Origin of the sequence: Nevskia sp., from assembly GCF_023266035.1 — a bacterium.
GTDB lineage: Bacteria > Pseudomonadota > Gammaproteobacteria > Nevskiales > Nevskiaceae > Nevskia.
In genome coordinates this window covers 1-13,444 of the sequence record NZ_JAHFRY010000033.1, presented here as the reverse complement: position 1 = coordinate 13,444, position 13,444 = coordinate 1, and the positions used below count along the sequence as shown (strand labels likewise).

Here is a 13,444-nt window from a genome sequence, read left to right as displayed (position 1 = left end):
ATCAATCATCACTTCAGCGGCATCAACATCGTCCGCCTGCGGCTGATGCTGGTGCGCCATTTCAGCTGGCTGGCCGGTGGCCCACAGCGCAATGTCCTGTTCGTGCCGGCGCGCAGCGAGCGTCGCGAAGACAAGGCCGATCTCCACGCCCTGACCGTGCTCGCCGACGGCCTCGACGACGCCCTGCAGCAGTGCGCCGTGCCGAACTCGGCACGTCGTCGCTTCCTGGCGCTTTTCAATCCGGCGCTGCAGATGGCGGCCTGAGGCCGCAGCAGCCATTGCGGAGCACGGTGCGCCGTGCTCGCAATTCAGTAATCCAGATCCAGCGCCCCGCACAGCCAGTCGATCAAGGGGCTGGCGAGCTTGTACTGCTTGATGATCCGTTTCGGCAGGTCGGGCGCCAGCAGCGCTTCGTCGTCGAGCGCGGCGGAGGCGATGTAGTCCTTGCGCTTGATGTCCTCGATCAGCTCGTGCGCTGGGTCGTAGCCGAGCGGTACGCGCTTCATGCTGTCACCGCCCAGGGTGCCGAAAGCCCTCTTGAACGCGGCCGAGCGCGTCGCCGCTTTCCAGCTCGCCGGGTTGTTGACCAGGTAGGTGCGGATGCGCTTCAAGGTCTCCGGCTGCGGATGCCAGATGCCACCGCCGAGGAAGCTGTCGCCGGGCTTGATGTGCAGGTAGAAGCCGGGCGCATCGAGCCGGCCCATGGTGCCTTGATCGGCATCGCCGCCACGGGTCACCGCGCGGGTTGCCTGGTGGTAGAAGCTGGCGCCGGCCCAGGGCTTGTACGGCGTCTTGTCGGCGGCGAAGCGGGTGTCGCGATGGATGCGGAACATCGAGCCGCCGACCGGCTTCGGGTTGGCGACGTAGTGCGGGCTGATTTCCTTCAGCGGCGCATCGAGATCGCCGATCAGGCGCAGGAACGGCAGCTTCACGTGCTGCTCGTATTCGGGCTTGTGGGCGGTGAACCATTCGCGACTGTTGTTGGCGTCGAGCGCGCGCAGGAAGGCGAAGGTCTGAGTCGAGAAATACGGGGTGGCTTTGGCCATCGGGATCGGTCTCCGGGAGTGCCGCGACGATGCCGGATGTACGGCCCCATTCCAAGCACTATTCCACGCGCCATCGCCGTTCGATCTGGCTGAAGACAGCCGATGGCGAAACCGTTTGCCGGTCACGATGTTTCTCGAGGGGCCTTGACGCCGCGCGGCCGCGCGCATGTACTGCGCGTCCGAAACGCGCTGTACGCGATTGTTTCGGCAAATAAAAGCCTATATCCGGGCGCCCAATAGCAGCGCCAGACAGCGGTGGTCATCCGATGAGCGATCTCCTCAGCAATCCGTATTTCGATGTGGCCTTCCTCCCGACCACGGAGCGCGCTTCGTGAGCGCCGCCGTGCCGATGGTCGGTGGCTTCGTGGCGCCGAAGCGGGTGCTGATGGGCCCGGGTCCGTCCGATGTCCATGCGCGGGTTCTGGCCGCTGCCAGCCAGGGAACGATCGGCCATCTCGATCCCGAATTCGTTCGCCTGATGGACGAGATCAAGCTGCTGCTGCGCGCCACCTTCCGCACCGAGAACGATCTGACTTTCGCGATCTCGGCGCCGGGTTCGATCGGCATGGAGACCAGCGTCATCAATCTGGTCGAGCCGGGCGACACCATCATCGTCTGTGTCAACGGCGTGTTCGGCGGCCGTATCTGCTCGATGGCAGAGCGCGCCGGCGCCAAGGTTGTCAAGGTCGCCACACCTTGGGGTCGCGCGGTCGATCCGGCCGATGTCGAAGCCGCACTGAAGGCCAATCCGGGCACCCGGGTCGTCGCCTTCGTGCACGCGGAAACCTCCACCGGCGCGCTGAGCGATGCCAAGACGATCGCGGCGATTGCCCGCGCCCATGGCGCCCTGAGCCTCTGCGATGCGGTGACCTCGCTGGCCGGCGTGCCGCTGGAAGTCGATGCCTGGGGCATCGACGCGACCTACTCGGCCACCCAGAAGTGCCTGTCAGCGCCGCCGGGCCTGTCGCCGGTCACTTACTCGGCGGCTGCCGTTGAGCGCCTGAAGACGCGCAATTCTCCGGTGGTCTCCTGGTTCCAGGATCTGGCGCTGGTGATGAGCTACTGGGGCAGCGGCGGCAACGCCACGGCGCGCCGCACCTACCATCACACCGCGCCGGTCAATGCGCTGTTCGGCCTGCATGAAGCGCTGCGCATGCTGCACGAGGAAGGCCTGGAAGCGAGTTGGGCGCGCCATGCGCGCGTGCATGCGCTGCTCGCCGAAGGTCTGGAAGATCTCGGCTTCCGCTACGTGGTGCCGCAGGGTGAGCGGCTGCCGCAGCTGAACAGCGTCTGGATTCCGGAAGGTGTCGATGACGCTGCCGGCCGCGGTCAGCTGCTGAACGATCACGGTGTCGAGATCGGCGCCGGCCTCGGCGATTTCGCCGGCAAGGTCTGGCGCATCGGCCTGATGGGCCAGAGCTGCAGCGAGCGCCATGTCGAACTGCTGCTGAACGCACTGGCCAAGGTCAGCGGCCGCAGCCGTTCGACGTCACGAGTGCTGGAAGCCACCGCGTAAGTCGATCTGCATCGAGGGTCCCGGACGGGCTTCAGGTTCACCCTGACTGCCCGTTTTGCTGGGGCTATGTCATCGTCCGACCACTTAAGACGCACGGCAACGACGGAGGAGCCCGCCATGACTGCCCACGAAAAATTGGAAATCCCGGAAGTCCGCAGCAAGGTATCGCCCGAGGAGTGGCAGCTGAGAGTCGATCTCGCCGCCGCCTACCGGCTGGTCGCGATGTTCGGCTGGAGCGATCTGGTGTTCACCCATATCTCGGCGCGGGTGCCGGGGCCTGCCCACTCCAACGATCACCATTTCCTGATCAACCCCTACGGCTTCCTGTTCGACGAGATCACTGCGTCGAGCCTGGTCAAGGTCGACCTCGCAGGCAACAAGGTCATGGAGTCGCCGTACCCGATCAACCCGGCCGGCTTCGTCATTCACAGCGCCGTGCACGCGGCGCGCGAGGATGCGCACTGCGTGCTGCATGTGCACTCGGCGAATGGCGTTGCCGTGTCGGCGCGCAAGGAAGGCCTGTTGCCGATCTCGCAGCAGTCGATCTTCGTGATGTCGAACCTCGGCTATCACGACTACGAAGGCGTGGCCCTGCTCGAAGATGAGCGGCCGCGCCTGGTCCGTGACCTCGGAACCAACACCTACCTGATGCTCAGGAACCACGGTCTGCTAACCGTCGGCAGTTCGGTCGCCGAGGCCTGGGTTGCGATGTATCTGTTCGAGAGCGCCTGCAACATCCAGGTGCGGGCGATGGGCGCGGGCGCTGCCAACGTCGACAACCTGCTGATGATTCCACAGGACATCCTCGACGGCGGCATGCGACAGATGAAGGAAGCCACGCGCGGGCAGGGTGCCGGTCTGGTCTGGCCAGGCCTGCTGCGCAAGCTCGACAAGGCCGATCCCTCGTACCGCACGTGACCACCTGCCCGGGCCTGAGCCTCGCCGCGCTAGCGCAATGGCGGGGCGATGGCCTGCGCTTCGAGCATCAGGGCCAGCCGATCTTCGTCCGCGAAGCTGGCGCAGCAAGCGAGCGCGACGCTTCGCTGCTGTGCCTGCACGGCTTCCCGACCGCATCGTTCGACTGGTATCCGATCTGGGCAGCCTTGAGCCTGCGCTTCGGGCACCTGCTGGCCTTCGACATGCTCGGCTACGGCTTCTCCGCGAAGCCTGCGGGGCAGGATTATCCGATCACGGTGCAGGCCGATATCGCTGAAGCGCTGCTGCGCGACCGCGGTGTCCGGCGCGTGCATCTGCTCGCCCATGACGTCGGCGATACCGTCGCCCAGGAACTGCTGGCGCGCGATGCTGCACGCCGCGCGGCCGGCGATGCCTCGCTGGGAATCGCGTCTTGCGTGCTGCTCAACGGCGGCCTGTTTCCGGAGACGCATCGCGCTTCGCGCGCGCAGAAACTGCTGCTGTCGATGCTCGGCCCGCTGGTGGCTGCAGTGATGACCGAGCAGCGCTTCATGCCCAGCTTCGCGCTGGTGTTCGGGCCGCAGACCAAGCCTTCGGCCGAAGAGCTGAAAGTGTTCTGGTCGCTGCTCGCGCATGACAACGGCCATCGCAAGCTGCACCGGCTGATTCGCTACATCCTCGAACGCCGCGCCAACCGCGACCGCTGGGTCGGCGCGCTGCAGACCACCGTGGTGCCGCTGCACGTGATCGATGGCGCGGTCGATCCGATCTCGGGCGCGCACATGGTCGAGCGCTACCGGCAGCTGATTCCGAATCCCGATGTCACCCTGCTGCCAGGCATCGGCCATTACCCGCAGACCGAAGCGCCGCAGGCGGTGCTGGACGCCTTCCTGCGCTTTCACGAACGGCTGGCGGCTTAGCTTTGCTCCTTCCCCGTGAACGGGGAAGGAGCAAAAGCGCATTAACTCCCCAGCGCCAGCGCATTCAATCCGGCCGTCGCGCGCGGTGCTGTGTACAGCCGCGAAGCAATGCGTTCGACCAGATGCGCCGCGTCGCGCGCCACGCCGGAGAAGCGGCCCGAGCCCCAGGTGTACTGCCAGGGCAGGCCGAGGAAATAGAGGCCGGGCACGGTGGTGATGCCGCGGTCGTGACCGGGATAGCCGCGGCCGTCGAATACCGGCACGTCCACCCAAGTGAAGTCCGCCTTGTAGCCGATGCACCAGATCACGGTGGTGATGCCGGCCTCATTGAAATCGAGTTCCGTGCGTTCGGCAGCGGGCTTCCAGAGCGGCAGGTAGCGCGGTTCGACCGGCGCATCGATGCCATTCCTCGCGATGTAGGCATCGATCGTGTCCTTGATCGATTCCAGCGTGAGATCTGCGGCATCGAGGTTCTGTTCAAGGTCAGGCTTGAGCGTCAGCTTGGTGCCGACGATGTCGTTCAGGCGGCCGTACAACGCCATGCCTTCGCGGGCGAACTTGCGCAGGTCGATCTCGCGGCCACCGTCGCGGCCGGTGAGATAGTGGTTGGCCTTGGCGCGGACTCTTTCCTTGTTCGGATGCTCGTGGATGCCGATGTCGTAATAGCCCATCTGGTTCAGCCATTCGACCGCATCCTTGCCGCGGTACTGGCGCGGCGCGCGCGGTGCACCACCGACGCACAAGTGCACCTTGCGGCCGGCGAGGTGCAGATCCTCGGCGATCTGGCAGCCGCTCTGGCCGGTGCCGACCACCAGCACCGCGCCTGGTGGCAGCGCATCGGCATTGCGGTACTGCGGCGCATGCAGCTGCAGCATGTCGGCCGGCAGACGCTCCGCGGCCTTCGGCTTGGTCGGCAGGTGATAGCCGCCAACGGCGATGATCACTTCGTCGGCGGAGTATTCACCGATTGATGTGGAAACCAGATAGCCGCCGTTGTCGTTGCGGCTGAGCTTGGTGACGCCAACGCCTTCGAGCACCGGCGGATCGAAGCTGGCCACGAAGGCTTCGAGGTAGGCGACGATCTCGTCCTTGAGCATGAAGCCGTAGGGATCGTTGCCCTGGTACGGGAAGCCCGGCAGGGTGCACTGCCAGTTCGGCGTCACCAGACAGAACGAATCCCAGCGCCGTTCGCGCCATTCGTAGGCGATGCGGTTTTTCTCGAACACCACGTGCGCGATGCCGCGCTGCTTCAGATGCCAGCTCGCCGACAGGCCTGCCTGGCCGCCACCGATGACGATGACGGGATAGTGATTGGGCTGGGAATTGGGCTGGTGATTGGGTGGGAGATGGCGGGTCATGTCGTTCATCGTGTTGCGGACAGGGGTGGGTGCTGGCGCTTATTCGAAGCGCAGCACGGTGACGGTAGCGTCGGCGCTGGCTGCATAGGCCAAGGCTCGACGTTCGATTTCGGAAAGCTGCTGCGCCGCGCTTGAACAGGCGTAGCCGTAGCGCAGGCGCACGCGGTCGCTGGCGTGGTTCAGCGCGGCCTGGCTCAGGCGCACGAAGTCCTTCAGCGGATACGGCTGACCAGGATTGAAGTAGTCGCGGATCGTCGACGACGGCGAGTAGCACAGTGAAGTGGAGTCGTCGGGCCAGCGGACTTCGAAGCGGACTTCAGGCATGAGTGGGCGCCAGGGTTGAAAGGAGTGATTGGGATGAACCCGGGTGCGCCTTGTCCGGCCCGCAGCCGATCAGCGCTTCCTCGTTGAAATCCCAGGCCAGCGCGCTATCGCCGTCTTCGCTCAAATGGAGTTGACGCGTCGCCGTGCAGCGGCCGATGGCCGATGCCGACAGATCGCGCGCATGGAAGCGAGCCAGCACTTCATCGACCCGGCTTGGCCGCACCGCGAGCACGAAGCCGTAGCTTGGAAAGGTATGCAGCAGCCAGCGCGCCGGGTCGGCATCGGCCGGCATCGGCACCTGATCGAGATCGACTTCAGCGCCGATGCCCGAGCATTCGAGCAGCATCAGCACGGTGCCGAGCAGGCCGGCATTGCTGATGTCCTTCGCGGCACAGCAGAGTTTCTCTTCGGCGAGCTTCGGCAGGATTTCCAGATCGCCGCGCAGGCGTTCCGGATCGCTGCCACTGGCGGCATCCCAGTTCGAGAAATGCTGGCGATAACCGCCACGCAGATCGACGACCGAGATCAGCACGTCGCCGGGCTTCGCTTCGAAGCTGCTCAGCAAGGCATTGGCTTTGCCGAGGATCGCGACCGACAGTTGTTCGTTGCCGGCGCGCGCGTTCGAGTGCCCGCCGACCACCGGCACGCCGTAGACCTTCGCGGCGGCCGCCATGCCTTCGAGGATCGCGCCGCCATGCGTTGCGTCGCGGCTCCAGATCGCATCGACGACGGCAATCGGTCGGCCGCCCATCGCGTAGATATCGGAGACGTTGACCATCACGCCGCACCAGCCGGCGAACGCCGGTTCGCGTTCCACGAACTCGCTGAGGAAGCCTTCGATCGCCAGCAGCAACCAGCCGTTGCCGGAAGGATCGGGAATCGCCGCACAGTCGTCGCCGACGGCAATCGCGCTGTCGCCACCGACGCCGAGTGCTGCGACCACGGCGCTGATGTCGCGCTTGTGAGCCACGCCGCGGCCGCTGCGCAGTTCGGCGATCAGGCTGTCGAGGCTGTCGCTCACGCAGCACTCCGCAAGGTGGTCAGGAAACCCAGCTCGACGGCGGTGCACGGCGGGTAATGGGCGAGGTCCGCTTCCATCCGCATGTGCGGCCGGCCACGCAGCTCGATGGCTTCGATCGAGCGCCAGTGCAGGCGCTCGAACAGCGCCACGTTCTGCTGCTGCACCTGGGCCAGGAATCGAGTTGCGCCGCGCGCGTGAGCGAGGCTGACGGCGAGATGGATCAGCTCGCTGCCCAGCCAGGCCTGGCCGCGATAGTCGCGACGCACGGCGAGCCGCGAGCCTTGCCAGATGCCGTTGCCCAGCGCGTGCACACGCACGGTGCCGACCACGTCCTCGGCCATGCTGTGGATGCAGGACACGGCGACGAGCGTGAGCGCGCCGGCCTCGTCGATGTCATCGACATCGGTGAAGTTGAACAGGCGCTGCTCGGCACAGAACACCGCGCGGCGCAGCGCCAGGGCTTCGCGCAGTTCCCAGCTTTCGGTCGCCAGCTTCACGCGGTATTCCACCGGCCGGTAAGTGGCAAAGGTTTCGCTGGCGGCGCAGGCGGGAATCCAGTCGGTGGCAGTCATGGCCTCAAGCCTTTTCATAGGCCGACAGCGACGAGCAGGCGCCGCACTTGCCGCAGCCGGCCTTGATGTCGGCGGACTTCAGGCCGCCGGCGACCAGCATCTTGCCGAGCGGTTCCAGCAGCTCGCGCATCTCGACTGGATTCGGCGAGCGCTGATCCTGCAGCGGTGTGCCCTGGATCGGCACGAACGGCACCACGAAGGGATAGACGCCGAGCGCGATGAGCTTCGCGCTCATCTCCAGCACCGCCTCGCGGGTATCGCCGAGGCCGTACAGGATGTAAGTCGAAACCTGGCCGCGGCCGAACACCTGCACGGCGTCGGCGAAGGCGGTCAGGTACTGCTCGATATTGACCGTCGCCTTGCCCGGCATGATCTGTTCGCGCACCGACTGGGTGACCGCTTCGATGTGCATGCCCAGCGCATCGACGCCAGCGTTCTTCATGCGCTGGTACCAGCGTGCGTCGTCCGGCGGTTCGCACTGCGCCTGGATCGGCAAGCCGCTGGCGAAGCCGGCGTGGGCGACGGTGGCGGCCTTCACGCCGAACGCGGACTCGCAAAGAATCTCGGCACCACGATCGGTGAAGTTCGGCGTGCCGGTGGTCATCACCATGTGCTTGATGCCGTCGAGCAGCATCGCCGCGCGGGCCACTTCGCCGAGCTGCTCCGGCGTCTTGCGATTGATCGTGCGGCCGCCGGCCAGCGATTCGCCGATCGCGCAGAACTGGCAGGAAGTGCTGCGCCGGCCGTAGCGCACGCAGGTCTGCAGCACCGTGGTCGCCAGCACGTCGGCGCCGTGCAGGGTGGCGATCTTCCAGTACGGCACGCCGTCGAAGGTCTGCATCTTGTAGAAGCGCGGCTGCTTCGGGAACGAGATTTCCTTGATTGGAATCGTGTTGCGCTTCAGCGTGGCCTTGCCGTCAGCACCGGGCGCACTGACCTCGTAGACCGATGCCATCGCGCCCGCCGAGTGCACCGGCACCATGATCGTGCGGCCGTCGATGGTCACTGCCTTGTGATCGCTCGGGCCGGCACCGCCGCGGCGGCTGGGCGCGCCGGCGGAAGCATCAGCAAGACGCAGACCCTGCGATTGCAGTTCGGTCAGCAGCTGTGAAGTGGTGGCGGTTTCCATGGACGGCTCCTGGGTGATCAACAAGGGCTTCAAGCAAGAATCAGCGCAGCGCCGTCTTGCGCGCGTCGGGCAGGGCGATGACCCGGTCTGAATTCGGTGCACGAGCGGCTGTGTCTCGGCGACGCTCAGCGGCATCGAAACCTCAGGCGTCGGCAAGCCCGAAACGGGCGCCGTGGCGCGGGCGTCGAGCACCAGGCTCAGCAGCTCCGGGCGCGCGTAATGGCCGACTGAATCCATCATTCGCTTGCGCTTGGTGATCAGCGCCATGTCGCAGTCGGCGATCAAGAGGCCTTCGCCGTCGCGCAGCGGTTCGACCACATGACGGCCTTCGGGCGTGATGATTGCGGTGTAGCAGCCACCGGCGAAGGCCTTTTCCAGTTCCGGCGTGGGCGCTTGGCCGCGCTTCTGTTCGGGCGTCAGCCAGGCCGTGGCATTGACCACGAAGCAGCCGGATTCCAGCGCGTGGTGGCGCATGGTCACTTCCATCTGGTCGGCGAAGATCGGGCCGACCAGCGAGCCCGGAAACTGCGAGCAGTGGATTTCCTCGTGCTGCGCCATCAGCGCATAACGGGCCAGCGGGTTGTAGTGCTCCCAGCAGGCCAGTGCGCCGATACGGCCGACGGCCGAGTCGACGACCTTCAGGCCGGAGCCATCGCCCATGCCCCAGATCATCCGCTCGTGATAGGTCGGGGTGATCTTGCGGCGCTTGAGCAACATCGTGCCGTCGGCGTCGAAGATCACCTGGGCGTTGTACAGCGTGCCGTGATCGCGCTCGTTGACGCCGAGCACCACGACGATGCCGGCGGCTTTCGCGGCGGCGGCAATCGCATCGGTCACCGGGCCGGGAATGATCGGCGAATCTTCGTACAGCTTCAGATGCGTCGCGCCCATCGAGACGGCGGGCATGACGAACGAGAAATAGGGGTAGTACGGCACTACCGTTTCCGGGAACACGATCAGTTGCGCGCCCTCAATGGCGGCGTCGGCGATCGCTTTCAGCACCTTGTCGACGGTGCCGGTCGCGGAGTCGAGCACCGGGTTCAACTGGGCGGCGGCGACTCGGACGATGTTCTTTGCGGGCATGACGGAGATCCGTTTCAAGTGCAGCGGGATGCGCTGTTAGGCCTGCTGAAAACGCCACCACCCGCCTGACCGGGAACTGCGTGCACTGGGGAATGCGCTCGCGGCTCGGCAGTCAGCGGGTGGGGCTCAGCAACGGCGGGCGGCGTAAATCAGACCGTCCAGGTGTGGATGACGAACGCGCCTTCGCGATGCAGCAGGCACAGGTCCAGCACGTCGAGCGGATTGATCGGGCGAATGCCCGGCAGCAGCGAATGCTCGCCGTGGCCGTAGAGCATCTGCAGCGCGAAACGGCAGCAATAAACCTTGCCGCCTTCCGCCATGAACGCGTTCAGCTGGCCGGAGAAGTTCTGCGCGCCCGGGAAGGCTTCATCGCCGATGGTCGGGAAGCCGCGCTGGATCCCTAAGGTCACGCCCGGGCCGTAAAGCAGGATCGAGGTCTCGAAGCCCTTTCGCTGTAGGCGCTTGGCCTGAAGGATGTTGACCAGGCCGATCGAGCCTTCGAAAGCCACGGTGTGGAAGGTCACCAGCGCCTTCTCGCCTGGCTTGGCCTTCACGTCTTCAAAGACTTTCTCTTCGTAATCGACGAAGAAATCGCCTTTCTTGGTCGGGGTGGTGGTGACTGCTGGCATGGATCGACTCCTGGCTGATGGCGGCGCCAACGAGCGGCGCAATGGAAACGGTGGAAAGCGGTGAAGGGCAGTGCGCCAGACGGCGGCGTCACGCCAGGGTTATCGCAATCCACGTGCCATAGATCGACAAATAAATGCGATCACTATGCGATCAGTATGGGAAATTGTTGGTTTCCCTGAAGTTTTGATTGGCGGATCGATCAGCCGGCAACGAGGCCAAAGCTGGCGTCGCTGTCGAGCGTCATATGGGGGCGGGAATAGCTCGCCAGAAATCAGGGCGCGCGCCCTGATTTCGCGCGCCAGAACAGTGCGAAAAGCGTTATGGGACGTTGATGCACCTAGTCACGTCCCGTGATTCGGGCAGAACGCGGTGCTAGGCCTTCGGTGTTCAAGCGCGGGAAAAGCCGGTCACGGACGACGGCTCATGCCTGCCTTTCAAATCCCTGTGCGCGGGGAAGGACTCCCGGAGTTGTTTCGACGCGCGCTCAGTGATCGCAGGAAGTCTGCACCAGTTCGAAACACTGGCTGCAAGTGATTGTGATGTTTCGGGATTGTATCGATCCGCCTGATGTTTGATCACCCGACTCGTGAGGTGAACGCCGCAAACCGGTGCGCTTGGTGCGCGTGATCAGAACTGTTGCGCGGCGATTTTGGAAGTTTTCGTCCGGCCACGGTGATTCGTTCGGGCAGTGATCGCATCGAATTGATCAGGTTTCCTGGAGATTCTTATCTAATAAAAACAAGAAAAAACAATAGTTAACGATTTTTCTGCCCGAGTTCCCGGAGTGATCGCAGCCTTCTACAGCCGGTTTCTCCGGTCTCCAGATGGCCGACCCGGCGAAAATTTGTTGTGCTGGCAAATCCTGTTGCCAGGCAAGACATTGCAGAACAATTTACAAAATTGATCGCTAATTATTTGCAACAGTTGGCATATCGTTTGCTCCTGCGATCGCCGAACCCGGCAGCGAGCGCGTCGGGTTCCAAGCCGTCTCGCTGCGTTCGATCGATCAACCCTAGGGAGCTACACCATGACCAGCAACACCCGCATTCTGGCGCGCGGCAGCGCCGCACTGATGTTTCTCGGCGCCGGCCTGGGCAGCGGTGCCGCGCAGGCATTTGCCGTCGAAACCGGCGGCATCACCTTCAGCGTGTCCGGCAACGTCAACACCAATTACACCTTCACCAACTGCGACAAGAATCCGGGTGTGGTGGCCGGCAGCCTGTTGTGCGCGGCGCCGGCTGGGGAATCGAGCAAGGCCTCCAGCCTGAACTCCGGCAACCTGCCGAACGGTATCGTGCTCGGCGTGAAGACCCAGGTTTCCGGCGTCGACACGGCCGTGTTCTATGGCTTCTATCCCGGCGTTGCGAACAACGATTTCGCGTTCGGCAATGGTCCAAATCTGGGCAGCGGCGCCGGCAATGTCGCACTCGGCAGCCCGAATCTCGACATCAGACAGGTCTACGCCACCTTCAGCACCGCCGAACTCGGCACGCTGAAAGTCGGCCGCGATTATTCGATGCTCGGCTTCGACGCGATCGTCAACGACATCACCCTGATCGCCGTCGGTGTCGCCAGCGTCCGCACCGCGACTTCGCCGGCCAACACCACGCTCGGCACGATCGGCTTCGGCCATCTGTTTCCGACGCCGAACGCCGGCATCACCTACACCACGCCGAGCTTCAGCGGCCTGACCGTATCGGCCGGCATCTATCAGCCGCTCGATGCGATTGCGCTGACCGGCATCGGTGCCGGGTCAACTGCCTCGGCCAAGCCGGCGCCGCAGATCCAGGGCCAGGTCAAGTACAAGTTCGGCGCGACCACCGGCCTCAACGGCTTCGTGTCGGCCGACGGCCTGTACCAGAAGCAGGAACTGACGGTGGCCGGCGCCGGTGCCACCTTGACCGACCGCAATCCGGTCGCGCTCGGCTTCGACGTCGCCAGCAAGGTCGCTTACGCCGGTGCCGCACTGGTCGGCCACTACTACTACGGCGAAGGCCTGGGCGCATATTCGTACTTCATCGAAGGCTTCTCGCCGACCGGCAAGGCGCGCGTGTCCCAGGGCGGCTACATCCAGGCGACCTACACCTACGCCAAGACCACGCTCGGCGCGAACTACGGCATCAGCCGCCTGAACAGCACCGATGGCGATGCCGACGGCGGCGATCTGCTGAAGGCGAACAGCAAGTACACGATCGGCCTCTATCACAAGCTGCTCGACAATCTGACCTTGACCACCGAGTACACCGACGCCCAGTCGAAAGCCAACAGCGGGGCGACGATCAATACCTCGAACTACAACGTCGGCTTCTTCATCTCGTTCTGATCGTTGCCCTCAAAGCGGTCTGGTACCCGGACACCTGCCGCGAAATGGCCGCAGCAGGTGTCCGGTCTTTTGGATCAACGATCAGTCCTCGTAAGCCTCGATCGTCACCTGCGCATCCGGCTGATCGACGAAGCGGGCAGCGAAGCTTTCGATGATCGCGATCTGCATTTCGGCGTGGCCGCAGGCGAAGCCATGCTTGCGCCGCACCCGCTCGCTGCCACGCTCCAGCGCGGCGCGGCTGATCGAGACGAACTCGCCAAGCGGATAACTTTTCCCCGGCCCCAAGGCGCGGCGAATGGTGGTCGATGGTGAGTAGCAGCGCGTGGCCGACTGATCGGGCCAGCGCACGCGAAAATGGACTTCGGGCATGACCCGGCTCCTTGGTTGATGCGCCCTGCCGCCACGCGGCGCAGCGTGGCTTCCGAGCTGCAGCAATCGATATGCCACTACTGGCTTTCCACGATGCAATCACCGTGCGATCATCGGCCCAGGCTGATGAATTGATGAGCAATTTACTTGTGACCCGATCAGGCGCTGTTGCATCGCCGGGTCGTGTCGCAGCGCTGGGCAATCGCGGAAAGCGCGGCATGGCTCGTCCATTGCACCG

At 64.5% G+C, this 13,444-nt stretch carries 13 protein-coding genes and 1 pseudogene; 5 read left to right on the top strand and 9 right to left on the bottom strand.

The window, feature by feature from the left end:
* A partial coding sequence (locus Q0D45_RS06940; RefSeq protein ID WP_293390415.1) for a hypothetical protein occupies window positions 1-264 on the top strand: 264 nt, incomplete at its 5' end.
* Between the two features lie 44 nt (window positions 265-308).
* Here Q0D45_RS06940 and Q0D45_RS06935 read toward each other — a convergent pair.
* Window positions 309-1,046 (bottom strand): DUF2461 domain-containing protein, encoded by a 738-nt coding sequence (locus Q0D45_RS06935; protein ID WP_293390412.1) that lies wholly within the window; start codon window positions 1,044-1,046, stop codon window positions 309-311.
* A gap of 349 nt (window positions 1,047-1,395) precedes the next feature.
* Between Q0D45_RS06935 and Q0D45_RS06930 the strand changes: the two genes are divergently transcribed.
* The 3 genes from Q0D45_RS06930 (at window position 1,396) to Q0D45_RS06920 (ending at window position 4,397) form a co-directional block, all read left to right on the top strand.
* The gene (locus tag Q0D45_RS06930; protein WP_366946367.1) at window positions 1,396-2,562 is read left to right on the top strand and encodes an alanine--glyoxylate aminotransferase family protein; all 1,167 of its coding nucleotides are present in this window, start codon (window positions 1,396-1,398) and stop codon (window positions 2,560-2,562) included.
* A gap of 117 nt (window positions 2,563-2,679) precedes the next feature.
* On the top strand, window positions 2,680-3,480 hold the full coding sequence (locus Q0D45_RS06925) for a class II aldolase/adducin family protein (protein WP_293390409.1): 801 nt from the start codon (window positions 2,680-2,682) through the stop codon (window positions 3,478-3,480).
* Window positions 3,477-4,397, top strand: coding sequence for an alpha/beta hydrolase (locus tag Q0D45_RS06920; RefSeq protein WP_293390408.1), 921 nt, complete (start codon window positions 3,477-3,479; stop codon window positions 4,395-4,397). The genes Q0D45_RS06925 and Q0D45_RS06920 overlap by 4 nt, the downstream gene beginning before the upstream one ends.
* 41 nt (window positions 4,398-4,438) lie before the next feature.
* On the opposite strand, the gene Q0D45_RS06915 is transcribed toward Q0D45_RS06920, so the two are convergent.
* The 7 genes and pseudogenes from Q0D45_RS06915 to Q0D45_RS06890 form a co-directional block, all read right to left on the bottom strand.
* Window positions 4,439-5,764, bottom strand: a complete 1,326-nt coding sequence (locus tag Q0D45_RS06915; protein WP_293390405.1) for an MSMEG_0569 family flavin-dependent oxidoreductase — start codon at window positions 5,762-5,764, stop codon at window positions 4,439-4,441.
* A 30-nt stretch (window positions 5,765-5,794) separates the two neighbouring features.
* Window positions 5,795-6,079, bottom strand: a complete 285-nt coding sequence (locus tag Q0D45_RS06910) for an MSMEG_0570 family nitrogen starvation response protein (protein WP_293390402.1) — start codon at window positions 6,077-6,079, stop codon at window positions 5,795-5,797.
* Window positions 6,072-7,100 (bottom strand): sll0787 family AIR synthase-like protein, encoded by a 1,029-nt coding sequence (locus Q0D45_RS06905; protein ID WP_293390399.1) that lies wholly within the window; start codon window positions 7,098-7,100, stop codon window positions 6,072-6,074. Before Q0D45_RS06905 ends, Q0D45_RS06910 begins: the two co-directional genes overlap by 8 nt.
* The gene (locus Q0D45_RS06900; protein WP_293390396.1) at window positions 7,097-7,672 is read right to left on the bottom strand and encodes an MSMEG_0567/Sll0786 family nitrogen starvation N-acetyltransferase; all 576 of its coding nucleotides are present in this window, start codon (window positions 7,670-7,672) and stop codon (window positions 7,097-7,099) included. The genes Q0D45_RS06905 and Q0D45_RS06900 overlap by 4 nt, the downstream gene beginning before the upstream one ends.
* A 4-nt stretch (window positions 7,673-7,676) precedes the next feature.
* Complete coding sequence (locus Q0D45_RS21615; protein WP_366946366.1) at window positions 7,677-8,774, bottom strand: MSMEG_0568 family radical SAM protein; 1,098 nt, start codon at window positions 8,772-8,774, stop codon at window positions 7,677-7,679.
* 210 nt (window positions 8,775-8,984) lie between these two features.
* Window positions 8,985-9,884 (bottom strand): annotated as a pseudogene (locus tag Q0D45_RS21610) (Nit6803 family nitrilase); the annotation flags it as partial.
* Window positions 9,885-10,033: 149 nt separating this feature from the next.
* Complete coding sequence (locus tag Q0D45_RS06890; RefSeq protein WP_293390391.1) at window positions 10,034-10,513, bottom strand: MSMEG_0572/Sll0783 family nitrogen starvation response protein; 480 nt, start codon at window positions 10,511-10,513, stop codon at window positions 10,034-10,036.
* A 1,028-nt stretch (window positions 10,514-11,541) separates the two neighbouring features.
* Here Q0D45_RS06890 and Q0D45_RS06885 point away from each other — a divergent pair.
* A complete protein-coding gene (locus Q0D45_RS06885) occupies window positions 11,542-12,837 on the top strand; it encodes a porin (RefSeq protein ID WP_293390389.1) in 1,296 nt (431 codons plus the stop codon).
* 81 nt (window positions 12,838-12,918) lie between these two features.
* Here the strand turns inward: Q0D45_RS06885 and Q0D45_RS06880 are convergent, their stop codons facing one another.
* Window positions 12,919-13,206, bottom strand: coding sequence for an MSMEG_0570 family nitrogen starvation response protein (locus tag Q0D45_RS06880; protein ID WP_293390386.1), 288 nt, complete (start codon window positions 13,204-13,206; stop codon window positions 12,919-12,921).
* Window positions 13,207-13,444 lie beyond the last annotated feature (238 nt).